Here is a 25775-nt window from a genome sequence, read left to right as displayed (position 1 = left end):
ATACCGGTGCGTTTATAAGGGATTTATTATTTTATCTGTGCCAACGCTGCTTCAATTCGCTGAGCGACCGCTTCTTCTCCCTGCGCGTTAAACACCGCCTGCAGTTCGGCAAGTTGTGATTTGTCGAAGCCGACATTCATGCTGATGCGCAGATGTGATTGCAATTGCGACTCGACACCGCTCATTCCGGCTAATGCGCCCACAGTGGCTAATTCACGACTTTTCCAGTCCAGGTTGTCGCGCGCGAAAATGTCGCCAAACAAATGCGCTTTGAGGAACTGATCGATCGCCGGGGCGAATTCAAACAATGGCCCTTTCACCGGATTGCCGACCAGCGCCGTCTGATTGCGCGTACCAGCGGCGAGCATATCTTCGGGCGTTGGAACCGGCCCGGCCTCGTTGCCTGGCTGGTCATTTTTGCCCTGTAATCGGCGGGCATCAATCACTTTCATCAATTCTCCCAGCGCGTTGAGGCTGCGAGGGAAACCGGCATAGGCATAAAGTTGCACCAGCACCTCGCGGCACTGGCTGAGGGTCAGACCCGCATCCAATCCCTGATTCAGCGCGTCATTCAGTTTGGCAATATTGCCTGTGGCGGCATGGGCCGCAATCACAGCGATACTCTTTTGTTGCAGGGTCAATGGATGAGTCTGTTTTTGCTGTAGCGCGACATATTTTTTCTGTTCTGGCTCGGAGGGTTCATCAGCCAGACTCACTGAAGAGGCGAGCGCAGCGCACATCATTAACGAGGCATTGATGCTTTTCGTCATCTTTTACTCCTTACAAAGAGGCCGAGGAACCGTACTGCTCATCGCTCACTTTCTCCAGCCACTCCACCACCTTGCCGTTTTCAGCTTCAGCGATGGCAATGTGCGACATGCTGTTTTCTGGTGCGGCACCATGCCAATGTTTTACGCCTGCCGGGATCCACACAATATCGCCCGGACGGATATCACGTGCTTCACCGCCCCACTCCTGCACACGCCCCAGACCTGCTGTCACAATCAGCGTTTGCCCGAGCGGATGGGTATGCCATGCCGTGCGCGCGGAAGGTTCAAAGGTCACCGTTGCGCCGCCGATACGTGCAGGTTCGCTTCCCTGAAACGGCGCATCAATACGCACCGTACCGGTGAAATATTCTGAGTTGCCTTTAACCGAAGGTTTTTCACCACTTTGCCAGACAGTGATCATCGATGTGTTCTCCTTTGCAGAAACAGCTGAGACAGATAACGCCAGTATGAGGGCAACAGCCATTCTCATTATGTCGGCTCCGTGCTTCAGGTTCGGGTGGTGACCGCTCTGGAACGGGCGGTCACATTGATAGCAGCTAAGAGTGTAGGATCACGCGGATTGATTGATAAGGTAGTCAAATCAGGATGGGTTTATGAGCAAAATTCACCAATAGGTGTAACTCTTCGGTCAACCCTGATAGCGCACTGCTTCAATTAATTTAGAGAAGGCTGCGGTGTGCTGTTTACGGCTGGGATAATATAAATAGTAACCACTAAAAGGTTCGCACCAGTCTATCAGCACACACTGCAACAGACCTTCATCAATATATTTCCGCACAGAATCTTCCGGCGCATACAAAATCCCCATGCCGCTAAGTGCCGCTTCAATACGCGAACTGAGGTTATTGAAAATAAGCTGGCCTTCCACTTTGACGCGAATCTCTTTTTTATCTTTGGTGAACTCCCAGTTATACAATCCACCCAGTGTCGGCAAGCGCATATTGATGCAGTTGTGATGCTGCAATTCATACGGCGTTTCAGGAATACCGTGATGTTTAAAATACTCGGGGGTCGCAACCACCAGCATTCTCCAGTCAGGGCCGATGCGCACCGCCACCATATCCTTTTCCACCTGCTCGCCTAATCTCACCCCGGCATCGAAACGCCCGCTCACAATATCGGTCAGGGTGTTATCGACGGAGAGTTCAATGTTCACGTCAGGGTATTGTTGAAGATAGGGTTTAATTAATGGCCACAGGGTGGAGTGCAGCGCATGTTCACCGGCGGTAATCCGGATATTGCCCGAGGTGCGCGTCTGATGTTCGGTCAATGCCACCAGCGCTTTTTCAATATCTGACATCAAGGGCGCGATATTCTGGATAAGTTGTTCACCGGCTTCGGTCGGTGCCACGCTGCGGGTGGTGCGCGTCAACAGCCGCGTTTTAAGGCGCTCTTCCAGGCCGCGCATCGCATGGCTTAACGCGGATTGAGAGACACCCAATTTGGCGGCGGCACGGGTAAAACTGCGTTCCCGGGCGACCATCACCAGATACACCAGATCGCTGAAATTTTCTCTTAGCATCGCCTACTCACATCTCTTTCCGGGTTCAATAACACGCTCAAAAACACGAAGAATTCGGGCTGCTGTAGCACGAACATATCGTTTCCCTGTCCTCAACTCTTACTCAATGTGTAAGTAAACACCCGGCCATTCTTGGTTTGCACGGTAAGTGTCTTGCCTGCGGTAGTATCCAGCGTACGGGCTTCGCTGTATTTCCACATCATAAGGCGTTGCCCTTCCGGATAAGGGGATTCAGAGTCAGGCGGCCCAAACATATTTATCAACTCGGCTCTGGTGGTTTTATCAGTCTGTATTTTCTGAATGTTCGCACTATCGAAATTATGCCCGACGGAGCTTGAGCACGCTGACAGCATAAACATTAAACCCGGGATCCAATATGCTCTCATTAAACTCCCCCCTCATGCTGTAAGCCATAAATATAAAACCTCTACATTATAGAGAGTTAACGCCACTTTTAATCGGCGAAGAATCTTAATTATTTCCCACAAGTCCATTCATTTTATTTTTTTCGCAAAAGCTTAGTGCAATTCCTTGGTTCTCCTCGCGGGTGCGGCATTTGATGATGAAATCCGCCCGCCGGGCTATTGAATCATAAGGAATTCACCATGAGTAAGCATTTTCACTTGCAGGCATTAAGCTTAGCCCTGCTGACAGGGATATTTAGCGCACACGCGGCGGACACTCCGGTCAAGGGAGGTACGCTGGTGTATCTTGAACAGCAGCCACATACCAACCTCTATCCGCCTGCCGGTGGTTTCTACCCCAACGGCGGTATCCTCAACCAGATCACCGATAAGCTGACGTGGCAGAATCCAAAGACGCTGCAGGTTGAACCCTGGGTTGCGGAAAGCTGGAGCAGCAACACCGATAAAACCGAATATACCTTTAAAATTCGTCCGGGCGTCACCTTCTCCGATGGCACGCCGCTAGATGCCAACGCGGTGGCCAAAAACTTTGATACCTACGGCCTCGGCAATAAAGCCCTGCGCTTGCCAGTTTCAGAAGTGATCAATAACTACGACCACAGTGAAGTCATCGATCCGCTGACGGTGAAGTTCTATTTCAAGAAACCCTCTCCGGGATTTTTACAGGGCACCGCGACCATCGGATCTGGCTTAGTTTCTCTAAGCACTTTGCAACGAAGCTTCGATCAACTGGGTGACGCACGCCATATTATTGGCTCCGGTCCGTTTGTGGTCAGTGATGAAAAACTCGGGCGTGAAGTCGATCTCACCGCGCGTAAAGATTATCAGTGGGGGCCGAAAAATATCGCCCAGCAAGGCCCGGCCAATCTCGATGGCATCAAAATTATCGTCACGCCGGAAGATAGCGTGCGCATCGGCGCATTGTTGGCGGGCCAGGCAGACTTTATCCGCCAGGTCCAGGCCTATGACGAAAAACAGGCGCAGCAGCAAAACTTCCCGATTTATGCCGCACCCACACGCGGTGTAAACGACAGCATCAGCTTCCGTCCTGACAATGCGCTGGTCAGTGATCTGAAGGTGCGCCGGGCGCTGTTGCACGCTACCAACGCGCAGCAAGTGGTGCAGACACTGTTCTCGCCTAACTATCCGCAGGCCACGTCGGTTATTGCCCATTCTGCAGCCGGTTACGTCAACCTCGCCGACAAGCTGAAGTACGATCCCGCCCTGGCAAAACAGCTGCTTGATGAAGCAGGCTGGAAGGTCGGTAGCGATGGGATTCGTGAGAAAGAAGGTAAAAAGCTCGCCCTCGCCATCTACGAATCCCTGCCACAGCCGCAGAACAAAGAAGTGTTGCAACTGGTGGCACAGCAGTGGCGTCAGGTGGGCGTCGCCTTAGCGGTGAAAGCGGGCGATGCGGGCAGCGCCACGCTGGATAATCTCGATCCGCTGAAAACGCCGCTCAACGTCACGGAAGTCGGCCGTGCCGATCCGGATGTGATCAAAAGCAGTTTCTACCCCACCAACCGTAACGCGCTGCTGCAAAAAGGCGGCTCCAGCGACAAGGTGCAAAACTTCCGCGACGACAAGCTGAATGCACTGCTGGTGGATATCTCAGCGGAAGTGGATCCGGCTAAACGTCTGGCTCTGACCGGCGATGTCCAACGCTATCTGCTCGATCAGGCTTACGTGATCCCGATCTTCGAAGAGCCGCAAGTGTTCGCGGGTGCTCCCTGGTTCAAAGGCGTGAGCTTTGAAGCGGTGGGTCGTCCTTCGTTCTACGGCGCGTGGCTGGAAAAACACTAAGGCAGGCTGATGATGCAACGTTCTCTGCTGCGAAGAGTGGGTCAAAGCGTGCTGGTATTATGGGCCGCGTTTACCCTGACGTTCTTGCTGCTGCAGGTGCTGCCGGGCGATGCGGTGCTGATTAAATTCCAGAACCCGGATCTGGGCTTGAGCCCGGATCAGATCGCTGAGATGCGGCTGGCTTATGGCGCGGATAATCCACTGTGGCAGCAATATTTCCATACGCTGCTGGCGATGCTGCACGGTGATTTTGGCTATTCAGTACAGGCTGGCGTGTCAGTGAGCGATCTGTTGATCAGCAACCTGCCCGCCACCCTGCAGCTGGCGGTGCTGGGTTTTGCGCTGGCCACGCTGCTGGCCTTTGCGCTGGCGGCACTGTCGCGCTTGCCCGCACTGCGTCTGCTGCGTTCGTTGCTGCAATCCGTTCCTGCGCTGTTTATCTCGCTGCCCACCTTCTGGCTCGGCATCGCGTTAATACAGCTGTTCTCGTTTCAGTTGCGCTGGATACCGGTGATCAACCCGTCGCCATTGCAGGGTTTAATCCTGCCGGTGATCACGGTGGCGATCCCGATCTCCGCGCCGCTGGCACAAATCCTGCTGCGCAGTATTGACCAGATTTCAACGCAGCCTTATGTGGCGGTGGCACGAGCCAAAGGCGCCAGCGCCAATCGCGTGCTGTGGCGACACGTGATGCGCAATGCGCTGCTGCCGGTGCTCAACGTGGCCGGTCTGCTGCTGGGCGAGTTGATCGCCGGCGCGCTGATCACCGAAACCGTATTTGGTCTCAGCGGTATCGGCCAACTGACGCAGCAGGCGGTCAATAATCAGGATGTCGCGGTGTTACAGGCGGTGGTGATGATCTCTGCGCTGGCCTTTGTCCTGATCAATCTGCTGGTCGATGTGCTGATGCCACTGTTCGATCCCCGTTTGCAACCTATCGCCGGAGGAAGCCGATGAGTCTCGTCGATTACGCTACCGCTCGCCAACGCGACGCCACCCCACGTACCCAACGCAGCTGGCAGATTCAGCCCGGACTCTGGCTGGCCTGGGCGGTGATGCTGCTGGCCCTATTAGCGGCATTCGCGCCAGGATTATTGACCCATTACAGCCCAACGCAGGGGATTCCCGGCGCGCAACGTTTAGCGCCGCAGGCCGCGTATTGGCTCGGGACCGATCAGCTCGGCCGCGATCTGTTTACCCGTATTGTTTACGGTGCTTCACAGTCACTGTCCGCCGCCTTTGCCGCCGTGGCGATGGGTCTGATTGGCGGCACCACGCTGGGTGTATTGGCGGGCGCGGTAGGCGGGCGTACGGAAAACACCCTGATGCGCCTGGTTGACGTGCTGCTGTCGATTCCCTCATTGCTGCTGTCACTCAGCGTACTGATTCTGCTGGGATTTGGCACAGTGCATGCCGCGCTGGCCGTGGGAATTGCCTCCATCGCCAGCTTTGCCCGGCTGGCACGTGGTGAAGTGGTGCGTGTGCGGCGCAGCGAATATGTTGAAGCGGCCTACGGCAGCGGCGGCAGCTTTTGGCAGGTGCTGTGGCGACACATTTTACCCAACTCGCTGACGGCGGTGATTGCCTTTGCCGCACTGCAGTTTGGTCAGGCGATTCTGGCACTCTCTACCCTCAGTTTCCTGGGTTATGGCACACCGCCACCTACGCCAGAATGGGGATTACTGATTGCTGAAGGGCGTAACTACCTGGCCACCGCCTGGTGGCTCACCACCTTCCCCGGCATTGTGGTAGTGGCCGTGGTGCTGGCGGCGAATCGCATTAGCCAACAGTTCGCCGGAGGTGACGCATGAGTGCATTACTCGCAATAGAAAATCTTTCGCTGAGCTATCAACAGCGCGGGCAGTGGCGTGAAGTGGTGCACAACGTGAGCTTTACCTTGCAGGCAGGTGAAATGGTGGCATTAGTCGGCGAATCCGGCTCCGGTAAAACCACCACCGCACAGGCGATTATTGGCCTGCTGGCCGAAAATGGTCGCCGCGACAGCGGCAAGATCGTATTAAACGGCACCGACATTGCCGACTGGTCAGCTAAACGCATGGACAGCCTGCGCGGCGTCAGTATCAGTCTGGTGCCACAGGATCCCGGCAACTCACTCAACCCGGTGAAAACCATCGGCGATCAGATGGGTGAGATGCTGCAACTGCATCAGAAAATCAGCAAGTCTGAGCGCCAGCAGCGTGTACTGGAACTGCTGGAAAAAGTCGGGTTGAGCCATCCGCAACAGCGACTGACGCAGTATCCGCATCAGCTTTCTGGCGGCATGAAGCAGCGGGTATTGATTGCGATCGCCCTCGCCTTGCGACCGCAAATTATCATCGCGGATGAGCCCACCAGCGCGCTGGATGTCACGGTGCAGAAACGCATTCTGGATCTGCTGGATGTGCTGCGCCGTGAGTCGGGCACTGCGGTGTTGTTTGTCACGCACGATCTGGCGCTGGCGGCAGAACGCGCCGACCGGTTGCTGGTATTCCGTCACGGCGAGATTCAGGAACAAGGGCCAGCCGCTCAGGTGTTTAATGCGCCACAGCACCCTTACACGCGCCAGTTGCTGCAAGATGCTTCACCGGACCACACGGCGCTGGCGATTTCACCTGAAGCAAAGTTTTCGACACCCGCGATCCAGCTTTCAGCCATCAACAAGCAGTTCTCACTTGGCAAACAACAGCAGTTACAGGTCGCCAGACAGGTCAGCCTGACAGTGCCACGCGGCACCACGCACGCACTGGTCGGTGAATCTGGCTCTGGTAAAACCACGCTGGCGCGCATTCTGCTGGGATTTGAACAGGCTGACAGCGGACGCGTGGTGATTGACGGCATTGATGCCAGTGCGCTGCGCGGTGAAGCGCTGCGCCAACTCCGACGCAAAATCCAGTTCGTGTATCAGAATCCGTTTGCATCACTGGATCCGCGCCAGACGCTGTTTGCCATTATCGAAGAACCGCTGCGTAATTTCGAAAAACTCAGTGCCGATGTGCGTCGCCAGCGGGTTGAAGCTGTGGCTGAGCGAGTGGCACTGCCGCTGGAATTGCTAACCCGTAAACCGCGTGAACTCTCCGGAGGTCAACGTCAGCGCGTGGCGATTGCGCGCGCACTGATCCTGCAACCGGCGATACTGGTGCTGGATGAAGCCACCTCGGCACTGGATGTCACCGTACAGGCGCAAATCCTGCAGTTGTTGCAACAGCTGCAACAGGAACTGGGATTAACCTATCTGTTTATCACCCACGATCTCGCTACGGTGCGCCGCATTGCGCATAGCGTGACCGTACTGAGGGCGGGGGAAATGGTTGAACAATGTGACACCGTCACCTTATTTAACGCACCTCAGCATACTTATACCCGTGCACTGATTGACGCCATCCCTGCTATCCGTCCGCTGATTAAGGAGTCTGCATGACGCGTAAACGCATTGGCTTTTTCACCCGCCTGCTGGATGAGGTATCGGCGCAAGAGCGCTATCGCCTCGCCACCGAACAGATCCAGCACGCTGAACGTTTAGGATTCGACAGCGCCTGGATCGCTCAGCATCATTTCCATGAGAAGGAAGGCGGTCTGCCTGCGCCACTGGTCTTCCTCGCCCACGTGGCCGCTCACACCCGCACGATCCGTCTTGGCACTGGCATTATTACGCTGGCGATGGAAAACGCGTTGCGCGTGGCGGAGGATGCCGCCGTATTGGATCTGCTCAGTCATGAGCGACTGGAAGTCGGATTGGGATCGGGTGGCACGAAAACCTCTTTCCTGCCCTTTGGCTTGACCATTGACCAACGCGCCAGCGTGTTTGCCGACCAGTTGCACACACTGCTCAGCGCCTGGCGCGGCGATACACTTGCGCACCCGGATAATCATCTCTATCCGCCCGCCCCAACGCTGGCACAGCGCGTGTGGATCGCCACATTCTCAGTTGAAGGTGCCGCACGCGCGGGCGCCGCAGGACATGGCTTGATGTTGTCCCGCACACAGCCGCGTCCGCCGGGCCAGCCTGATTTGCCGCTGGATGCCATTCAAAATCCGATGATTGATGCCTATCTGGCCGCGCTACCGGCCGATATTGCACCGCGCATACTCGCCTCGCGCACCGCGTTTGTTGCCGATTCGAACGACTATGCGCGCCGTCTCGCGGAGCCGGGTTTGCAGCGTCAGGCTGAACAGTTCCAGGCTGCTGGCCACGTTATCACCGGTCATACGCTGGAAAGCCATGCGCGCCAGCTTGATGCGCACTTTGGTGATGCGCCTGCGGTGTTGGCGTCATTGCTCGCCGACTCCACCTTGCAACGCGTCACCGATATCACCTTCCAGGTGCACTCAATCGATCCGCCACACGCTGACATTCTGCGTTCCATTGAATTAATCGCTGACCATATCGCCCCGGAGCTACGCGCTCTGGAACAGGCTTAACAGGAGAACAAGATGTCTCAATCCATTGATTTACTGGCCGCCTTAGCGGATATCGATCCCTCGTCGGAACTCGCGTCAGTACGCAACTCGCGCCACGCTGCCACGCAGCACACGCAAGGGAGTTATGAGGTGCTGTTTAGTGAGGATGATGCGGATCTTCCGCTGCAATGGCGGTTTACCTTAGCTGCGCAGGTCGCAGACTGGCACGGAGCCACCCGCTTACAGGCGCATTATCAGCAACAGGTGAACAACAAGGCACATGATGCGCGCTTCGCGGCCGGTCACGCCTTTGCCGAACTGCTCAGCCTGCACCCGGTGGATGCAGCACCCAAACACATTCAAAACCTGCAAAGCGCTGGCTGGACACCGCGTGGCATTGTCACCCTCGCACAGTTAATTGCCTTTGTGAGCTTCCAGAGTCGTTTACTGACCGGCTTACGCCTGCTCAACGGCGAGCAGAGTGACCCACAAGCGCACGCCGTAGCAGGCAAGTGGCACGATGCACCCTTGACGTTAAGCGGCCAAACCGCCCTCACCGCCTTTACCCAACAAGAATTAGGCTGGGAACCCTGGCTGGCGGCCAAACCACTTAATGAATTCACGGCCGATGAACAGGCTACGCTGAAGAAAAACGGCCACAGCGACTCCGATTACTTCCGCCTGCTGGCACGTAATCTGCCGCTGCTGGAACAGCGTACGCTGACCGACAAAGGCATCTTTTACACCGCTGGCGGATTGCCGCGTGCTGAACGTGAACTGGCCGCCACGGTGGTCAGTAAAGTGAATGGCTGTATCTTCTGCGCCTCTGTCCACGCGCTTAAAGCCAGCCAGTTATCAAAAGACGATGCGGCAGTGCAAAAACTGCTGAATGTTGTTCCAGGCGCAGAGTTGGCTCACGGCCAGTCACCACGCTGGGCCGCGATTATTGACCTGGTCGCAACGCTTTCCCTCACTCCCGCCGCCGCGAGCCTGCAACAGGTGCAGACATTACGCGATCAGGGTTTCACCACGCTGGAACTGCTTGATGTTATCCAGTCCGCCGCTTTCTTTGCCTGGGCAAACCGATTGATGTTGACGCTGGGCGAGCCTTTTTTACCTGAACAATCACAAGGATGACCATGACCGGGAAAACCCACTCCACACAGCGTTTTCACATCACCCTGACTGGTAAAGGCGCGCATGCCGCGCGGCCACATGAAGGCATTGATGTCATTGTGATCGGCAGCCATATCGTTTCCGCGCTTTATGCACTCCCCAGTCGTCATCGCCAATGGACGCTTGGCATTACGCGCTTAACGGCCGGTAATAGCTGGAATGTGCTACCGCAAACCGCGGAAATTGAAGGCATCGTTCGTAGTCAGGATCAGCACACCGATACGCAAATCACCACCCTGATTGCCGGTATTGCCGCCGGCTTTGGCGCGGAAACGCACGTCAACTGGCAGCCGCTGTCAACATCCGAACCGGACGCACCAGCATGGGCGCGGTGACCATGAGAGCAAGGAGGAAAGCGATGGCGATTTCAGTACCGATTCCCCGTCTTGATCACGTGGTGATCAACGTGGCCGATCAGTTAGATGAGGCAAGTGCGTTATTTCGCCGATTAGGGTTTCAGCTCACCGAACGCGGCCACCATTCGCTCGGATCCAGTAACCATCTGGCCGTATTTGGTGACAACTATCTTGAGCTGCTCGGCTTTGAGCCGGGGCGCGCCAATTTGCGCCAGGATGTGTGGCAATCACCGATTGGCCTGAGCGGGTTGGTGTGGAAGACCGACGATGTCGATGCGGTATGGCGTTATCTCGAGAGCCAGGACATTGATGGCGCTTTGCCTGCCAGCTTCTTCCGTCCGGTGCAGTTGCCAGATGGCGATGAGGATCAGGCGCGTTTCCGCACCGTGCAGTTACGGCCTGCGCTGGTGCCGAATGGCCGCAGTTTCTTCTGCCAGCACGAGACCCCATACGCGGTATGGCAGGATGCATGGCGTCAGCATCCCAATGGCGTGACCGATATTATCGAGTTTGTGGTGGTGGCGCAGGATCCTGCGGCGGCGGCACAACCTTATAGTCGGCTGTTTGGGGCGAATGCGCTGACGGCCTGCCAGGAAGGTGCCTTCGTATTAAAAGCCGGCGTGGCGACCGTGCGCTTCGCGGCTGCCGGATATGTCACTCAACGTTTCGCCGGATTACCACTCGATTACAACGGCAGTGCACGCATGGCAGCATTAAGCTTGCGCAGTGCAGATCTGCGCAAGGTAAAAGCCAGCTTGTTGCTGGGCGATATCCCGTTCCACGAAGAGGAGTCAGCGCTTATCGTCAGCGCTGAGCATGCCTTTGGCGTGGCGCTGCGGTTTCAGCAGTAACTATCCGATCCATGGGCGGCCCTGAGGGCCGCGCCCTACCCGGTTAAACACCGTTCTTCAGCTGTGCACGCGCAGTGTAGAAACGACGATACGACAGATAGGCAGTAATGATGGTCGAGAGGCTGGCGGTGCCGATCAGCATAAAGGTCACCATGATCTGGTATTTTATCGCTTTTACCGGATCGATCCCGGCAAAAATCAATCCTGACATCATGCCGGGAAGGCTCACTAGCCCCACGGTTTTTGCCGCATCGACCGTGGGGATCATTGCCGCGCGGATACTGTCGCGAATCAGCCGACCCGAGGCAACTTTCACCGAAGCGCCTAAACTCAGCATCTCTAAAATCTTCTGCCGATTATCGCTGAATCGTTGGTTAAGATTGCTGTAACACAGCCCTACTGCCACCATGGCGTTGCCGGCGATCATGCCGGAAATCGGGATCACCTGCATCGGGATAAACTCAATGGCGCCACTCAACAGCAGAATAGTGAGAGTGAGCGCGGTGCCAGTAGTGATCGCCACGAATGAGATCGCCAACGCATGGTCGATATTGCGGCTGCGTTTACGTGCGTTCAGTGCCGCATTCACGCAGATAAATAGCACCATTAAAATGGTCAGCCAGCGGTTGTTGAGGTCAAAAATCGACTTCAACACGTAACCCACGATGACTAACTGCACGATGGCGCGGCACACGCTCCAGATGATGTCTTTGCTCATGCCGAGCTTCTCTTTCTGGCTGATGATCAGTGCGATTACCACCAGCATCAGCGACAACAGCAGTGAGCTGTCGGTAATATTATGCTGACTCATGCGACTCTCCTCTTTCCGGTGCCGTCAGTCTCAGCACTTTCTCCGCATGCTGGATCTCATCGGGATCGTGACTGATCCACACCACCGCCAACAGTTGCTCCTGCACTCGCTGCTGAATCAGCTGTTGGACAACCGCCTTGTTCTCTTCGTCCAGTGCGCTCGTCACTTCATCTAGAAGCAACACTTTGGGTAAGAATTGCAGATTGCGCAGTAAACCCACGCGCTGTTTCTCACCCCCTGACAGCTGCTCCACCTGTTTATCCAGCATCTCAGCATCCAGATGCACGCTCTCTAATGACGCAATCAGCGCCTCGCGTGATGGCTTCTGCTGACGGATTTGCCATGGCAGCGCCAGATTGTCATACACCGTCTCGCCAAACAGCTGCGGCGTTTGAAAGCAGTACGATACCTGCTGGCGATAGTGCTCGGCTTTCATCACCGCAATATCGCGGTTCTCAAACCGGATCTGTCCAGCGGTGGGTGCCAGCAGCGAGGCCAGAATCTTCAACAGCGTACTTTTTCCACTGCCAGAGGGCCCGGTCAGCAGCAAAAAATGACCTGCATTAAGTTGCAGTGAAACGGGCGCCAGCAAGGTTCGCCCTTGCATGGCATAAGTGATCCCCTGCACATCAAGCAGAGGAGAATCGCTGGTCATGTTCGCTTCCAAAATGGGTTCAGGACTTGTTGGTTTTGCGCGCGCCGGGGCGCGTCAATGCGTTACTGATCTCATACAGTTTGCTCATGCTCTCCATGGTGGCAACCGGCGTGGTGGCCGCCAACCCCAGCACTAAAATCTCCAGACAGATCATTGGCGTGGCGTGTACCGGCATCTTATCCGCGTCACGACTTCGGGGGATCTTAATGGTGACGTCAGAGCGTTGGGCAAAGATGCTGTCTGGCGCGCCGGTCAGCACAATGATCTTTATCCCCAGCCGCTGCGCTTCGGCCAGCGTCACCAGCCCTTCGGGATGCGCGCTACTTTGTACCAGCATGATCAACACATCGGCATGGCGCATCTCGGCAATTTGTTCGCTGAGGGCGATGCCGGTACGATTTAAGACATACGCGGATGTGCCATTACGTTTGAGTAAACGGGCAGTGTAGTCGGCCAGTATCGCAGACGCCCCAATACCGAAAATAGCCACGCGGTCCGCCTGCTGCAGCAGATCAATCGCCTGCTGAATCGCCTGACGATTGGCGCTGGAAGCAAGCATATCGCAGCTGATGCGATAACTATCCAGCACGAAATCAACGCTGCCTTTGGCATCCTGCGACAAGGCGTTGACCGTGGAGGCCACGCGTGCTGGCGAGCGCTGTGTGACGCCGAGGAACTCCGCCATCACAATCTTCAAGTCACGGAAGCCGGAGAAACCTAATGCCTGAATGGCACGGATCACCGTGGCATCCGAAGTTTGGGTATCGATGGCAATGCCAAGCGCGGTTTTATCCAGTACCACACTACGGTGCTGATGGATGTAATTCGCCACTTTGAACAGGCGCGGCGTGAGCTGATGTTTAGCGGCGTGAAAACGCTCACCGTAGAGATCGTAGGGCCGCTTGCTGGTTTTTGGCACGGAATCAGTCACGGGTGAAACACCTTGTTAATAAGTAAGTTACGCTGCCCGACGCAACCATCGCGACGCCATGCTGCGCGAGAATAATCCAGAACACGTCACGAAGCAAAGCGTGAATGCTCCCTTCCCCCACGCAACAGAGGCAGGAGTAAACGTATTATTCCGATAAAAATTAAGAATACCTTAATTTAATTAAAATAAGTTAACCGCTCCAATGCATTAACTTCACTGCAGAGTGGGAAGTGATAGCTGTTAAAATGTAGTCAAATAAAAAACCGATCAATGAAACTACATTCACTACTACATTTGCATAATAATTATATATAAAACCTAGCATTTTAAAAACTACACGCTAGCTGCAGTTGCATGATCTGGATGTTTTATGCAGCAAGATTCCGCAGATAAATAATTAAAAAAATACATCAATGCGATGAAAAATAGACAATTTCTGGTTGTAAATAAAAATCAATCTCATTACCATCCAGCCTTCTCAATATTTCCCTATTTTGATGCGGATTTAAATAATGAAGTATCTTTGCTTATTTTCACCAGCGGTTAAATATACGCTCTCTGGCTCACAGGTATTATTGGCTTCAACGCTGCTTTACAGCTACTCCGCTAGCGCTGCAGACTCCACGTTAACCGTGACCGCCGCACCCGCCTCTTCCACCACCACCTACAACCAGGATGATGCCGCCGCCACACTACGCACCAACACGCCACGCAATGAAACGCCGCAGTCGATCAGCGTGGTGACGCCACAAGTTATAAAGGACTATCAGGTCACCAGCCTGAATGATGCAGTGAAATTTGTCAGTGGCGTCACCCAGGGCAATACCCTGGGCGGTACTGAAGATGGTTTTGTGAAGCGCGGTTTCGGCTCCAACACCGACGGTTCGATCTTTATCGATGGCGTGCGCAGTAACCAGGGTCTGACCATGGATTCCAGCATCGATCATGTTGAAGTGCTGAAAGGATCGTCATCGCTACTGTTCGGCATTCTTAACCCTGGCGGCATCATCAACCTGGTGAGCAAAAAGCCGCAATACGAATGGAACACCCACGTCAGCGGTGAATCCAGCAGCTACGGCGGCGGCACTGGCATGGTGGATATCACCGGGCCGCTCGGCAACGGCTTTGCTTTCCGTATGGTGGCAGAGCGTCAGCGCGAGGATTACTGGCGCAATTTTGGCGTTAACGAGCACACCTTGCTGGCGCCGTCATTGAGCTGGTATGGCGACCGTGCGTCATTCAACGTCAGCTACGTTGAATACAAATACGATGTGCCTTACGACCGTGGCACCGCGTTTATTGGCGGTAAACCGGTGGATATTCCCTATAACCGTCGTCTGGATGACAGTGCTAACCATGCCTGGGGCAAAAACAAGCGCCTGAATGTCACCTACGGTTACAACCTGAATGACATCTGGGATACGCATCTCAACTACGGCTGGATGCAGCGTCGTTATGACAGTAATGAAGTGCGCGCCACCGCCATCAACACCACCACCGGCATCGTCTCACGCCGCGCTGACGCCAACCGAGGTTTTAACCATCAGACCGAATATGTCTCCTGGGATGTCAGCGGCTCACCCACCATCGCGGGCATGCAGCACGACCTGTTAGTGGGTGTCGATTATGAGCAGAATGAAACCTACAAAGCACGATCCTATCGCGGCACCGTTTCACGCAGTTTTAATATGTACGATCCGGTGTACGGTGAAGAGCCGATTGTCAGCGACAGCACCTATAACGATGCGCTGAGCAACCTGCGCACCAATCTCTATAGCCGTTCCGTGTTTGCCAAAGACAGCATTCACCTGACGGATAAATGGATCGCGGTGTTGGGTGGTCGTTTCCAGCGCTATACCCAGACCTCCAGCAACGGCTTTATCGATCCGGAAAGCACGCTCAACGATCGTGGCAACGCTTTCCTGCCGCAGCTCGGCGTGGTCTACAAAGTATTACCGGATGTCTCGCTCTACGGCAGCTTCAGCAAATCGTTTACGCCATCCACCCAAACCGATGATGACGGCAACGTGGCTTCCACCGAGAAAGGCACCACCTGGGAAGTCGGTTCGAAGTGGCAGGTTGCGCCCAATCTGGCCGCTACGCTGGCGCTGTACCGTATTGATGAAGAAGATATGTCGATCTTCATTAACGGCGTGACGCGCAACATCCCCAAAGCACGCTCCACCGGGGCTGAGCTGGAGGTCAATGGGGAGTTCGCGCCAGACTGGAACCTGATCGCCAACTACAGCTACGACAAAACCGAGATTGTTTCCGACAACGTGAATCCTGATAACGTCGGCAACCGTCTGGTCAACGCACCGACCAATATGGGCAGCCTGTATCTCAGCCACACCCTGCGCTTCTCCTGGCTGCCGGGTGAACTGCGCCTTGGCGGCGGTGGGCGTTATGTCGGTACCCGTGTTGGCGATCCGGAAAACAGCTTCGTGATGCCTGCGTATACCGTGGCCGATGCGTTTATCGCCTGGGATAGCCAGTTGATCGGTAAACACACCCAGCTGAAGCTCAACGTGAAGAACCTGTTCAACCGCGAATACTACGAATCTAGCGCCGGTAATCTGCGCGTGATTGAAGGTGAACCGCGCGTAATGTACTTACAGGCCGCTGTCGACTTCTAATCTGTTGCGCTCCGCCTTTGACGGCGGAGCCCACTGTGAGCAATGCGATGAAAAGAGTGCTACTGACTTTGCTGCTGTTATTGCCACTGGCGGTGCAGAGCAAAACCCTGACGGATAGCCTGCAACGCCAGGTGAACGTCCCGGACAATCCACAGCGGATTGTGATTGGCGAAAGCCGGATGATTTATACCCTCGCGCTGGTGGAAGACGGCAACCCGGCGAAACGGGTGGTCGGCTGGCCCGCTGATCTGCGCAATCTGGATAAACAGACCTGGGATCGTTACGTCAAAGCCTTCCCGGAGATCGGCAAGATTACCCAGATTGGCAACTCCAACTTCTCGCAACTGAACGTAGAGAAGATTATCGCGCTGCAGCCGGATTTGGTGATCCTGCCGGTGTATGCGCGTACACCGCCCAATAACTCGCAGTTTATGCTGCAGCTTCAGGCAGCGAATATCCCGGTACTGTTCCTTGATTTTCGTGTGGATCCGCTGGCGAATACCGTTGCCAGTCTGCGTACGCTCGGTGCGGCACTCAATGATGAAGCCAAAAGTGAACGTTTTATTGCTTTCTATCAGCAGCATATGCAGCGCATTCGCGATCGCTTAGCCAACTGGCACGGCACGCGGCCGAAAGTGATGTTGCAGTTACATCTGGGTAAGAAAGCTGAATGCTGGACCACGGTGGCGCATGGCAACCTGGCGGATTTGATCGCCTTCGCTGGGGGCGACAACATTGCCGCCGGGCGTTTCCCCGCGGTGTTTGGTCAGCTCAATCCGGAAGCGGTGATTGCCGCCAATCCCGACATCTATATCGCCACTGGATCTTCGGGCCCGGAGGAGACCAGCGCGCTGCAACTCGGCCCGTTGGTGAATGCGGAACAAGCCAAAACCACCTTCCTGCGTGCCTTAGCACAGGACACCACGGTGTCAGCCCTGCCTGCTGTGCAGCAGCAGCGTGCCGCAGCTTTCTGGCAAAATTTCTATATGAGTCCGTGGCACCTGCTGGCCGCCGAGTTTTTCGCCAAAACTTTCCACCCGCAGCTGTTTCACGATCTTTCTCCCGACGAGACGCTGAGCGAGATGAACCAGCAGTTCCTGCCGATTCCAGAAACCGGCACCTACTGGACCCACAATTAATTTTTTGGGGCGGCTAACCGAAGCGCATCAGTCCTAAGGTTGAATTAATCTTGGTTCGCGAAAATAGCCTCATGACCACGAGGATATTTTTATGAAATCGATGTTTGTCCGCCCTGCCAGCGAATACCTGGCGCTTGCGCTGAGCCTGTTTGCCGTTGTGAGTTTTCTGACCATCTGGTTCACCCACTAAAACGCCACGCTGTGGCGTTTTTCTTTTTGTAACCCACTGAAGAAGCTGCACATCTGAAGATGACAAATTTGTCATCTGCCTCTTTCCATTCTGTTCGGTGGCCTTCGATAAACTTGTGAAAAATTACTCCGCTCGTCGAGGCACCATGGCTTTTCAATCTAAACACTCTCTTCTGCTGATGGTCGGTTTGATCATCGCCGGGGGCGGCTGGTACTTCTGGCCGAAACAACAGGCCGATGCGGCCGTCCAACCCGCCCACGCCCCGGTGCTGGTGAGCATGATCAGTGCCACGGTGAAACCGCTGCCGATTACGCTGGCAACACAGGGCCACGTTGTGCCGCTCAATCAGGTCGATATTCAGGCACAGTTAACCGGCACGGTGAAAAGCGTCGATTTCCACGAAGGCGATTTTGTGAAAGCCGGACAGCTCCTGTTTACCCTCGATGATGCCAGCCAGCATGCAGCTTACGATCGCGCAGTGGCCGCCGCAGGGGAATCTAAAGCGCTGCTGGTGAAGGCGCAGAACGATCTGCAACGGGGTCGCCTGTTAAAAGCGAAAAACTACATCTCTTTGTCTGACTGGGACACGCTGCAAAGTAACGTTCAGCAGTATCAGGCCCAATTCAAGGCCGCGCAGCAGGATGTGCAAACCGCACAGGTCAACCTCGGCTATACGCGCATCACCGCGCCAGCCGGCGGTAAAACCGGGGCGCTGAATGTGCATCCCGGCAGCCTGGTGCAACCCGGCAGTACCTTGCCTCTGGTATCGCTCATTCAGTTCGACCCAATTGGTGTCGCCTTCACCCTGCCTGAGAACGATTTAAAGCCCGTGCTAGCTGCTCAGTCACAAGGCCCGGTAACCGTCTGGGTGGAGGACGCCAGCGGTAAGCCGACGCCAGGCACTCTCGACTTTATTGATAACAGCGTCAGCACCACTAGCGGCACCATTACGCTTAAAGCGCACTTCGATAACCATCAGCATCTACTGTGGCCGGGTCTGTTCCAGAACGTCAAAGTTGATGCGGGCGTCACGCCCGATGCCGTCGTGCTGCCGCCGCAAGCCGTGCAAAACGGCCCCGATGGTCATTTCGTCTATGTGATTGATGGACACAATCAGGCGCAAGCACAAACCATCACACTGCTACGCGTGCAGCAGTCGCTGGCGGTGATCAATGGACTCGCGCAGGGCACTAAAGTGGTGAATGAAGGTGCGAATAACTTACGCCCTGGTATGACGGTGCAAATCGCCAGCAACATTGATAAGGCGGTAATGCAGCCATGACCTTCTCTGAACGTTGTTTGCAGCGACCGATCGCCGTGCTGCTGTTCTGGATCGCGATCATGGTGGCAGGTGCAGTGTGCTGGCAGCATTTGCCGGTGGCTGCCTTGCCCACGTTTGATACGCCCACCATCAAAGTGAACGCCTCACTGTCAGGTGCCAGCCCGGAAACCATGGCCTCCTCGGTGGCCACCCCGCTGGAGAAGAATCTGGCGACCATTCCTGGCGTGGCGATGATGACCTCGACCAACCTCGAAGGCGCCACCACCATCGTGCTGGAGTTCGATCCCTCGGTGAACATCGATTCGGCCTCGGTTGATGTTCAAGCCGCGCTGTATCAGTCACTGAAAAAGCTGCCTTCGCAGATGACCACGCCGCCGACCTTCCGCAAAGTGAATCCAGCGGATGCGCCGATTGCACAGATCAGTCTGGATTCGCCCTCGATGACGCTTTCGGATCTCAACCGTTACTCGGACGATCTGATCTCGCCGTCGCTGTCGATGATCAAGGGCGTGGCGGAAGTCACGGTAATTGGTCAGAAGCGCTATGCCGTGCGCGTGGAAGTCGATCCCGCCAAACTCGCCGCCACCAACATGACGCTGGAAGAGTTGCACACCGCGCTAAAAGCAGCCAATGACAACTCCCCGGTGGGTGAGCTGGATGGCAAACGTCAGATGATGATGTTGCAGACCAGCGGCGACCTGCGCAACGCCAGTGACTTCAGTCAGGTGGTGGTGGCAACGCGCAATGGCCAGCCGGTGCGACTATCAGATATTGCCAGCGTGCAGGACAGCATCGAAAACACCCTGAGCCACAGTGCGGTGAATAATCACACCGCCATCGTGCTGAGTGTGACACGCCAGCCGGGTGCCAATCTGGTGGCGACGCTCGACACCATAAAGCAGCTGTTACCAAAATTACAGCAGCAGATGCCCGCGTCGGTGCACATGCAGTTGCTCAATGACCGTTCGATCTCGGTGCGCAACGCCATTCACGACGTCAATCTCACTCTGCTGCTGACCATTGCGCTGGTGATCATGGTGATCCTGCTGTTCCTGCGCCATGTGCGCGCCACCGTGATACCGGCATTGAGCGTGCCGATTTCGCTGCTGGGTGCGTTTGGCCTGATGTATGCCTTTGGCTTGAGCCTCGATAACATTTCTTTGATGGGGTTGACCATCTCCGTCGGGCTGGTGGTGGATGATGCGATTGTGGTGCTGGAAAATATCATGCGCTACATCGAACAGGGCGAAGATCCTAAAAAGGCGGCGCTGAAAGGCGTAAGGGAAGTCGGCTTTACCGTGATTTCCATCTCGGTGTCTCTGGTGGCGGTGTTTATCCCCATCTTCTTTATGCCCGGCACCATGGGCTTGCTGTTCCATGAATTTGCCTGGGTGGTGTCACTGGCGATTCTGGTATCGGCCGCCGCCTCACTCACCATCATCCCGCTGCTGGTGCCAATGTTGATGCGTGATGATCCTCATCACGCCAAACCTGAACCGGCATGGAGCCAGCTGTTTGAGCGCTGGTTTGAGAACCTGCGCCAGCACTATGCGCGCGGATTGAATTGGGCGGTGGATCACCGCGCGGTCACGCTTTCGGTGGCGGTGTTAACCGTGGCACTCACCGCCTGGCTGTATACCAGTGCCCCCAAAGGTTTCTTCCCACAGGAGGATATCGGCCAGGTCACGGCGAATATCGATACGCCGCAGGATATGTCCTACGACGCACGTAAAGAAGTGGCTTTCCAGTTGGGTAATACGCTGTTGAAGGACAGCGCGGTTGAGACATTGGTGACAAAAGTGGATCACGACACCACTCAGCTCAACATTACGCTGAAGGACGCCAGCCAGCGCCCGGCGATGGCGCAAGTGTTACAGCAGATGCGGGCTGAAACCCACTACATGCCGGGTATCCAGGTGTTCTTCAGTCCGGTGCAGAACTTTAAGGTTGGAGGCCGTGCAGCGAAAAGTACTTATCAGTACACGCTGCAATCGGTGAGCAGCAGCAGCGGCTTAAGCCTCAACGACTACACTAATCAACTGATGGCGGAGATGAACAAGAGCGGCGTGTTTGTCGGTGTGAACAGTGATGCCCAGCTCAACGGTTTACAGGCGCAGCTCACCATTGACCGCAATAAAGCCTCACTGCTGGGCGTCGATCTCGACCAGATCCGCAGCAATTTGTACGCCGCCTTCGGCACATTGCAGGCTTCCACCATCTATGCACCGGAAGACAGCTATGAGGTGATCATGGAAGTGCAGCAGCCGTTCCGTCAGAACGAGAGTGACCTGTCACAGATCTATGTCCGTTCTGCGTCGGGCGATCTGTTGCCGCTGTCGACCTTTACGCATATCAGCCGCGTACAGGGCGTCACCGCCGTGAACCATCAGGGCCAGCTGCCCGCGATCACCATTTCATTTGACCTCGCGCCGGGCAAGTCTCTGTCCGATGCCACGCAAGCCATCAGTCAGGCGGAAAGCGCCATCAACCTGCCCGCCACGGTGTTTGGCAACTACGCCGGACAAGCGGCGCTGTTTCAGCAATCGCAGAGCAGCCAGGTGTGGTTGATTGTGCTGGCGCTGGCGCTGATTTATGTGATTCTCGGCATGCTGTATGAAAGCTGGATCCATCCCATTACCATTTTGCTGGGCCTGCCCTCTGCGGCCGTTGGCGCACTGCTGTCGCTCAGGTTGATGGGACTGGATCTGACCTTTATTGCCATGATCGGCATCTTGCTGCTGATTGGTATCGTGAAAAAGAACGCTATCATGATGATCGATTTTGCCTTATCAGCACAGCGTGGACAGGGGTTGAGCGCGCATGACGCCATTATTCAGGCCTGTTTGCAGCGCTTCCGTCCCATCATGATGACCACCCTGTGCGCCATCATGGGTGCGCTGCCGATTGCCTGCGGCTGGGGTGCTGGCGCCGAGTTGCGCCAGCCGATGGGCGTGGCCGTGGTCGGTGGCCTGGTGTTTTCACAATTCATCACCCTGTTTATCACGCCGGTGCTGTACTTGCTGTTTGATCGCACCGGTGCGCGTCTGGATGCGCTGACCCACGCGACGGAGGAAGCATGAGACTGTTATTGGTAGAAGATCAGCAGATGGCGGCGGATTACATCGCCAAAGGGCTGCGCGAGAATGACTTTGTGGTGGATGTGGCCGCCAACGGTATTGACGGTCTGCACCTGCTGCTTACCCACGATTACGACCTGGCAATCCTCGATATAATGTTGCCGGGCATCAACGGTTGGAAACTGCTGGAGATGGCGCGGCAAGCCGACCGCGCCACACCGGTCATGTTTCTCACCGCGCGAGACGATATTGAAGATCGCGTCAAAGGGCTGGAGCTGGGCGCGGAAGATTACCTGATCAAGCCCTTCTCTTTCAGTGAACTGCTGGCACGCGCGCGGGTGATCCTGCGCCGTCAGACGCCCAGTGCAGTGTTGAGCAGTGATGAATCCCAGTTGCAAATTGGCGGGCTGGTGCTGGACTTTGTGAAGCACAAAGTCTCACGCGAAGGCAACCGCATTGAGCTGACGCAGAAAGAGTTTCTGCTGTTAAGCCTGTTGATGCGCCGCAGCGGTGAAGTGTTGTCGCGTACAGTGATCGCCGAGCAGGTGTGGGACATGAATTTCGATCCTGAAACCAACGTGATTGACGTGGCGATCCGCCGTCTGCGCGGCAAAATTGATGATAACTACAAGGTAAAACTGCTGCACACCATCCGGGGTGCCGGTTATGTCCTGGAAGAAAAAGAGCATGCTGATACCCCGTAACGTCCCGATCACCGTTCGTCTGACCCTGTTCTTCTCACTGGCGATGGCAATTGTCCTGTACAGCGTCTCCGGTCTGCTTTATCAAACGTTACGCGACCAGCTCAACAGTAAAGATGTCAATGAACTGCGCAGCACGCTGCAGTTCCAGAAAGAGATTGCCAGCACCATCAGCGAACGTCAGGGACCGCAGGAGCAGTGGCAAAAGGAGTTGTTCGAGTTCATCGCCGAGCAGGATCGCCTTTCGTTGCGCATTATCAGCCCCGACGGCAAGGTCTGGTCTCAGTCGAAAAATATGCGGGTGCCGCAATCCGCCTATCCTGCCCCGACCAAATATTTTAACTACCAGAGCTGGAAGCACCATGACGGTGAGCTGCACGAGAAGTATCTGATTACCGCCACCACTTTCCCGCTCAAGGACAAAGAGCTGTGGCTGGTGCAGGCCGCACTTAACGTCTCACGCAATAATGAAATCATCGAAAATTACTGGGCGCGCATGCAGATTGCTGCTGCGCTGGCGATCCTGCTGTTTGCCGCCTGCGGCTACGGTCTGGCGCGTCGAGGCTTGCGCCCGTTGCGGGTGATAAGCCGCCAGATTGAAACCATCAACGTGGAAGAGCTGCACACGCGGTTGGCCACCGAGCGCTGGCCGTCAGAATTAATCGTGTTAGCCTCTTCGTTCGACAGTATGTTAACGCGACTGGAAGCCTCCTTTGCCCAGCTGACGCGCTTCTCTTCCGACCTCGCGCATGAGCTGCGTGCACCAATCAATAATTTGATTTCAGCGGCTAGCGTGACCCTGAATCAACCGCGCAGTGCAGCAGATTATCAAGAGACGTTAGAGGCGATAGTGGAAGAAGGTGAACGACTGTCGCGCACCGTCTCCTCGATGCTGTTTCTGGCCCGCGCCGATAACAGTCGCGAGCCGTTGAAAAAGGAGTCGCTGAATAGCGCCAATGAGTTCCGTCGTTTGATTGGCTTTTACGACATTCTGGCGGAGGAGAAAAACATCACGTTGATACAAGCGGGCGATGAGTCATTTATCGCCGATCCGCTGCATTTTCAGCGCGCCATCTCTAACCTGCTGTCGAATGCACTGCATTACACGCCCACTGGCGGTGAGATCATCCTGCGTGCGGTACGCGAGCCCCACTGGCTGCATTTTAGCGTGCAGGATAATGGTGAAGGCATCGAACCCGAGCATCTGCCGCATCTGTTTGAGCGTTTTTACCGTGCCGACCCTTCCCGCACCAGCACCGAAAATACCGGCCTGGGATTGGCGATCGTGAAAACCATTGCAGAGTTACTCGGCGGTAAAGTCGCGGTCATCAGCACGCCCGGCAAAGGCAGCACTTTTACCTTCTCGATTCCGCAATAATATCGCCTGTCAAAATTGTCATCTTCAGGTTTGAGTGTGGTCACCGCCACAGTGAGAAAATAACGCTATCAACACAACCGTTGTTATTAACCACAAGGTGACCACCATGAAACAGAAACTCGTAACGATTCTCCTAGCCGCGTTTTCCCTGCTGGCCGTTACCCAGGTTGAAGCCAATATGGGTGTCGAACGCACCGCCAATACCTGGCTATTAACCCCCGCCAGTTGGCATCCCGGCACACCGAATAAACTTTACGAGAATTATCCTTTCGATCTCGGCGAGCGGAAAATTAATATGGGAGATGAGGATCAACCCCGTCATTTTGATAATGACAGTCAGCAACATCCTTTGATGGATAAATCGGTGCATTCTCCGGTCTATCAACAGCAATAAATAAGGTGTTCGCTGCATGAGTTTTTGCGGCGAACATTTTTTTATGTCGCTGCCATGTTAATACTGATTCCAAAACGAGTGGTGAGCTTAACGGAGATAACGCAGGCTGAGACCGCTTAGGGGTCTGGCGTCCTCGCGCCGCTGCGCGGTACCTTCACTTCATTCCTCTGCCTGACGGACCGGCGGGGTATGGCACATCGTGTGCCACCCCGCCTTTCGCCCGCGTCCTGCGTGCTCTCCTGGCAGACTCATTCTGTTCAGCGCTGCGGATTGCCTGCCCCTAAGCGGCCCCAGCCTGCTTCTGACCTGCATTGCGTATTGTTAGAGAGGGCACGACGTGGAAGCCGAAGGCACCGCGCTAGCGGCGTGAGGACGGCCCGGCAGTCGCAGAGGCGTTAAGGCCCGCACTCCACCACCGCAACCACCACCACACCGCCGGCAAACTCAGATACAGCGCGATCATAATCGACGTAAACAGATCCCCCGGCCAGTGCATACCCAGTGCCAGACGGCTGATGATCACGCCATAAGCCCACAGCAGCACCCCTCCCGCCAGTAGCCATCTCCGCCGCGCCACCAGCAGCGCCACTGCCATGAGTGCCCAGGTAGCAGCAAAAATTGTATGGCCGGAAGGAAAAGCTGGATCGACCTGCTGCAGCCAGTGCTGCTTCTGCCAGTCCGTAATCTGGGTGTTATTAGCCAACCGCTGGGTAATCAACTGCCGCCGCTGAGCAGGATCATCCTGATAAAAGTGACGATCGATCTCAGTGTCCGTCTGACTCAGCCACACCACATAGGGGCGTGGCTCCTGATTAGTCTTTTTAATTTCGCTCACCGCCACTTGCCCGACGATCACCGGCAACAACATCACCAGCGCAAATTTAAGCCACTCTCCCCGACGAATATTTAAGGTATAAATCAAAACAAACAGCATTAACGCCGAAGTGATAAAGCCAAAAGGTTTACTCACGGTCTGCGTCAGCAAATAAAACCACCACAATAGCGCGGATTGATCGTTGGCATTCCAACTCCAGTGAATGCCCCAGGCAAACAGCGGAATAGCAAACAACGACGCACAGCAGATCATCAGCGCAAGATAAGGGCGCGTTAAAAATCGCATCGGTTTATTTACCCTCAGATTAATGTTTGGCGCGCGTGAGCTTTAAATAGCCGAATACATAAGCATTCAGATTGCTGAGTTTATCAAACAGCGGTATGAGTAGCGGTTCCGCTTTATTAACGGCGAAGGCACAACCTAA

22 protein-coding genes are annotated in these 25775 nt (G+C 55.3%); 15 read left to right on the top strand and 7 right to left on the bottom strand.

Going from position 1 to position 25775, the window contains the following annotated elements; all coding sequences use genetic code 11:
- Window positions 1-26 precede the first annotated feature (26 nt).
- The 3 genes from FD737_RS20990 to FD737_RS20980 form a co-directional block, all read right to left on the bottom strand.
- Complete coding sequence (locus FD737_RS20990; RefSeq protein WP_160834486.1) at window positions 27-770, bottom strand: carboxymuconolactone decarboxylase family protein; 744 nt, start codon at window positions 768-770, stop codon at window positions 27-29.
- Between the two features lie 10 nt (window positions 771-780).
- Window positions 781-1260: a cupin domain-containing protein gene (locus tag FD737_RS20985; RefSeq protein WP_160834485.1), complete on the bottom strand. Its 480-nt coding sequence runs from the start codon at window positions 1258-1260 to the stop codon at window positions 781-783.
- 159 nt (window positions 1261-1419) lie between these two features.
- The gene (locus tag FD737_RS20980; RefSeq protein ID WP_034829771.1) at window positions 1420-2313 is read right to left on the bottom strand and encodes a LysR family transcriptional regulator; all 894 of its coding nucleotides are present in this window, start codon (window positions 2311-2313) and stop codon (window positions 1420-1422) included.
- Between the two features lie 605 nt (window positions 2314-2918).
- On the opposite strand from FD737_RS20980, the gene FD737_RS20975 reads away from it, so the two are divergent.
- The 8 genes from FD737_RS20975 to FD737_RS20940 are packed head-to-tail and all read left to right on the top strand — an operon-like array spanning window position 2919 to window position 11322.
- The gene (locus tag FD737_RS20975; RefSeq protein WP_160834484.1) at window positions 2919-4541 is read left to right on the top strand and encodes a TIGR04028 family ABC transporter substrate-binding protein; all 1623 of its coding nucleotides are present in this window, start codon (window positions 2919-2921) and stop codon (window positions 4539-4541) included.
- 12 nt (window positions 4542-4553) lie between these two features.
- The gene (locus tag FD737_RS20970) at window positions 4554-5498 is read left to right on the top strand and encodes an ABC transporter permease (protein ID WP_202404626.1); all 945 of its coding nucleotides are present in this window, start codon (window positions 4554-4556) and stop codon (window positions 5496-5498) included.
- Window positions 5495-6352 (top strand): ABC transporter permease, encoded by an 858-nt coding sequence (locus FD737_RS20965; RefSeq protein WP_160834482.1) that lies wholly within the window; start codon window positions 5495-5497, stop codon window positions 6350-6352. The genes FD737_RS20970 and FD737_RS20965 overlap by 4 nt, the downstream gene beginning before the upstream one ends.
- Window positions 6349-7959, top strand: a complete 1611-nt coding sequence (locus FD737_RS20960) for an ABC transporter ATP-binding protein (RefSeq protein WP_160834481.1) — start codon at window positions 6349-6351, stop codon at window positions 7957-7959. The genes FD737_RS20965 and FD737_RS20960 overlap by 4 nt, the downstream gene beginning before the upstream one ends.
- Entirely contained in the window at window positions 7956-8960 is a 1005-nt protein-coding gene (locus FD737_RS20955; RefSeq protein ID WP_160834480.1) for a putative FMN-dependent luciferase-like monooxygenase, read from the top strand. Before FD737_RS20960 ends, FD737_RS20955 begins: the two co-directional genes overlap by 4 nt.
- Window positions 8961-8972: 12 nt before the next feature.
- Complete coding sequence (locus tag FD737_RS20950; protein ID WP_160834479.1) at window positions 8973-10076, top strand: alkylhydroperoxidase domain protein; 1104 nt, start codon at window positions 8973-8975, stop codon at window positions 10074-10076.
- A gap of 2 nt (window positions 10077-10078) precedes the next feature.
- On the top strand, window positions 10079-10450 hold the full coding sequence (locus FD737_RS20945) for a peptidase dimerization domain-containing protein (RefSeq protein WP_370523127.1): 372 nt from the start codon (window positions 10079-10081) through the stop codon (window positions 10448-10450).
- Window positions 10451-10473: 23 nt separating this feature from the next.
- Entirely contained in the window at window positions 10474-11322 is an 849-nt protein-coding gene (locus FD737_RS20940) for a VOC family protein (RefSeq protein WP_160834477.1), read from the top strand.
- Window positions 11323-11365: 43 nt separating this feature from the next.
- On the opposite strand, the gene fetB is transcribed toward FD737_RS20940, so the two are convergent.
- Genes fetB through FD737_RS20925 form a run of 3 tightly spaced genes read right to left on the bottom strand, consistent with a single transcriptional unit; the run spans window position 11366 to window position 13719 of the window.
- Window positions 11366-12133, bottom strand: a complete 768-nt coding sequence (fetB, locus tag FD737_RS20935; protein ID WP_160834476.1) for an iron export ABC transporter permease subunit FetB — start codon at window positions 12131-12133, stop codon at window positions 11366-11368.
- A complete protein-coding gene (gene fetA, locus FD737_RS20930) occupies window positions 12120-12788 on the bottom strand; it encodes an iron ABC transporter ATP-binding protein FetA (RefSeq protein WP_160834475.1) in 669 nt (222 codons plus the stop codon). Before fetA ends, fetB begins: the two co-directional genes overlap by 14 nt.
- 19 nt (window positions 12789-12807) lie before the next feature.
- A complete protein-coding gene (locus FD737_RS20925) occupies window positions 12808-13719 on the bottom strand; it encodes a MurR/RpiR family transcriptional regulator (protein ID WP_160834474.1) in 912 nt (303 codons plus the stop codon).
- 512 nt (window positions 13720-14231) lie between these two features.
- Here FD737_RS20925 and FD737_RS20920 point away from each other — a divergent pair.
- The 7 genes from FD737_RS20920 to FD737_RS20890 all read left to right on the top strand — a co-directional run bounded on the left by FD737_RS20920 (window position 14232) and on the right by FD737_RS20890 (window position 24516).
- Window positions 14232-16355 (top strand): TonB-dependent siderophore receptor, encoded by a 2124-nt coding sequence (locus FD737_RS20920; protein WP_160834473.1) that lies wholly within the window; start codon window positions 14232-14234, stop codon window positions 16353-16355.
- A 47-nt stretch (window positions 16356-16402) separates the two neighbouring features.
- Window positions 16403-17494 (top strand): ABC transporter substrate-binding protein, encoded by a 1092-nt coding sequence (locus FD737_RS20915; RefSeq protein WP_160834472.1) that lies wholly within the window; start codon window positions 16403-16405, stop codon window positions 17492-17494.
- Window positions 17495-17829: 335 nt separating this feature from the next.
- Window positions 17830-18966, top strand: coding sequence for an efflux RND transporter periplasmic adaptor subunit (locus tag FD737_RS20910; protein WP_160834471.1), 1137 nt, complete (start codon window positions 17830-17832; stop codon window positions 18964-18966).
- Entirely contained in the window at window positions 18963-22046 is a 3084-nt protein-coding gene (locus FD737_RS20905) for an efflux RND transporter permease subunit (RefSeq protein ID WP_160834470.1), read from the top strand. Before FD737_RS20910 ends, FD737_RS20905 begins: the two co-directional genes overlap by 4 nt.
- Window positions 22043-22747 (top strand): heavy metal response regulator transcription factor, encoded by a 705-nt coding sequence (locus tag FD737_RS20900; RefSeq protein ID WP_160834469.1) that lies wholly within the window; start codon window positions 22043-22045, stop codon window positions 22745-22747. The genes FD737_RS20905 and FD737_RS20900 overlap by 4 nt, the downstream gene beginning before the upstream one ends.
- Window positions 22731-24122 carry a heavy metal sensor histidine kinase gene (locus tag FD737_RS20895; protein WP_160834468.1) on the top strand — a complete coding sequence of 464 codons (1392 nt, stop codon included), beginning with the start codon at window positions 22731-22733 and terminating at the stop codon, window positions 24120-24122. The genes FD737_RS20900 and FD737_RS20895 overlap by 17 nt, the downstream gene beginning before the upstream one ends.
- Before the next feature lie 106 nt (window positions 24123-24228).
- Window positions 24229-24516 carry a hypothetical protein gene (locus FD737_RS20890; RefSeq protein WP_160834467.1) on the top strand — a complete coding sequence of 96 codons (288 nt, stop codon included), beginning with the start codon at window positions 24229-24231 and terminating at the stop codon, window positions 24514-24516.
- Window positions 24517-24874: 358 nt separating this feature from the next.
- On the opposite strand, the gene FD737_RS20885 is transcribed toward FD737_RS20890, so the two are convergent.
- Window positions 24875-25636: a phosphatase PAP2 family protein gene (locus FD737_RS20885; RefSeq protein WP_160834466.1), complete on the bottom strand. Its 762-nt coding sequence runs from the start codon at window positions 25634-25636 to the stop codon at window positions 24875-24877.
- Window positions 25637-25775 lie beyond the last annotated feature (139 nt).

This window comes from Pantoea sp. Seng, assembly GCF_009829935.1.
GTDB lineage: Bacteria > Pseudomonadota > Gammaproteobacteria > Enterobacterales > Enterobacteriaceae > Pantoea > Pantoea communis.
This window is presented reverse-complemented; position numbering and strand designations above follow the sequence as displayed.

Coding starts and splice junctions, on each gene's coding strand:
- FD737_RS20890 (WP_160834467.1), top strand. CDS start 24,229: ATGAAACAGAAACTCGTAACGATTCTCCTAGCCGCGTTTTCCCTGCTG.
- FD737_RS20940 (WP_160834477.1), top strand. CDS start 10,474: ATGGCGATTTCAGTACCGATTCCCCGTCTTGATCACGTGGTGATCAAC.
- FD737_RS20915 (WP_160834472.1), top strand. CDS start 16,403: ATGAAAAGAGTGCTACTGACTTTGCTGCTGTTATTGCCACTGGCGGTG.
- FD737_RS20970 (WP_202404626.1), top strand. CDS start 4,554: ATGCAACGTTCTCTGCTGCGAAGAGTGGGTCAAAGCGTGCTGGTATTA.
- fetB (WP_160834476.1), bottom strand. CDS start 12,133: ATGAGTCAGCATAATATTACCGACAGCTCACTGCTGTTGTCGCTGATG.
- FD737_RS20985 (WP_160834485.1), bottom strand. CDS start 1,260: ATGAGAATGGCTGTTGCCCTCATACTGGCGTTATCTGTCTCAGCTGTT.
- FD737_RS20895 (WP_160834468.1), top strand. CDS start 22,731: ATGCTGATACCCCGTAACGTCCCGATCACCGTTCGTCTGACCCTGTTC.
- fetA (WP_160834475.1), bottom strand. CDS start 12,788: ATGACCAGCGATTCTCCTCTGCTTGATGTGCAGGGGATCACTTATGCC.
- FD737_RS20945 (WP_370523127.1), top strand. CDS start 10,079: ATGACCGGGAAAACCCACTCCACACAGCGTTTTCACATCACCCTGACT.
- FD737_RS20920 (WP_160834473.1), top strand. CDS start 14,232: ATGAAGTATCTTTGCTTATTTTCACCAGCGGTTAAATATACGCTCTCT.
- FD737_RS20905 (WP_160834470.1), top strand. CDS start 18,963: ATGACCTTCTCTGAACGTTGTTTGCAGCGACCGATCGCCGTGCTGCTG.
- FD737_RS20950 (WP_160834479.1), top strand. CDS start 8,973: ATGTCTCAATCCATTGATTTACTGGCCGCCTTAGCGGATATCGATCCC.
- FD737_RS20990 (WP_160834486.1), bottom strand. CDS start 770: ATGACGAAAAGCATCAATGCCTCGTTAATGATGTGCGCTGCGCTCGCC.
- FD737_RS20900 (WP_160834469.1), top strand. CDS start 22,043: ATGAGACTGTTATTGGTAGAAGATCAGCAGATGGCGGCGGATTACATC.
- FD737_RS20975 (WP_160834484.1), top strand. CDS start 2,919: ATGAGTAAGCATTTTCACTTGCAGGCATTAAGCTTAGCCCTGCTGACA.
- FD737_RS20960 (WP_160834481.1), top strand. CDS start 6,349: ATGAGTGCATTACTCGCAATAGAAAATCTTTCGCTGAGCTATCAACAG.
- FD737_RS20910 (WP_160834471.1), top strand. CDS start 17,830: ATGGCTTTTCAATCTAAACACTCTCTTCTGCTGATGGTCGGTTTGATC.
- FD737_RS20955 (WP_160834480.1), top strand. CDS start 7,956: ATGACGCGTAAACGCATTGGCTTTTTCACCCGCCTGCTGGATGAGGTA.
- FD737_RS20980 (WP_034829771.1), bottom strand. CDS start 2,313: ATGCTAAGAGAAAATTTCAGCGATCTGGTGTATCTGGTGATGGTCGCC.
- FD737_RS20965 (WP_160834482.1), top strand. CDS start 5,495: ATGAGTCTCGTCGATTACGCTACCGCTCGCCAACGCGACGCCACCCCA.
- FD737_RS20885 (WP_160834466.1), bottom strand. CDS start 25,636: ATGCGATTTTTAACGCGCCCTTATCTTGCGCTGATGATCTGCTGTGCG.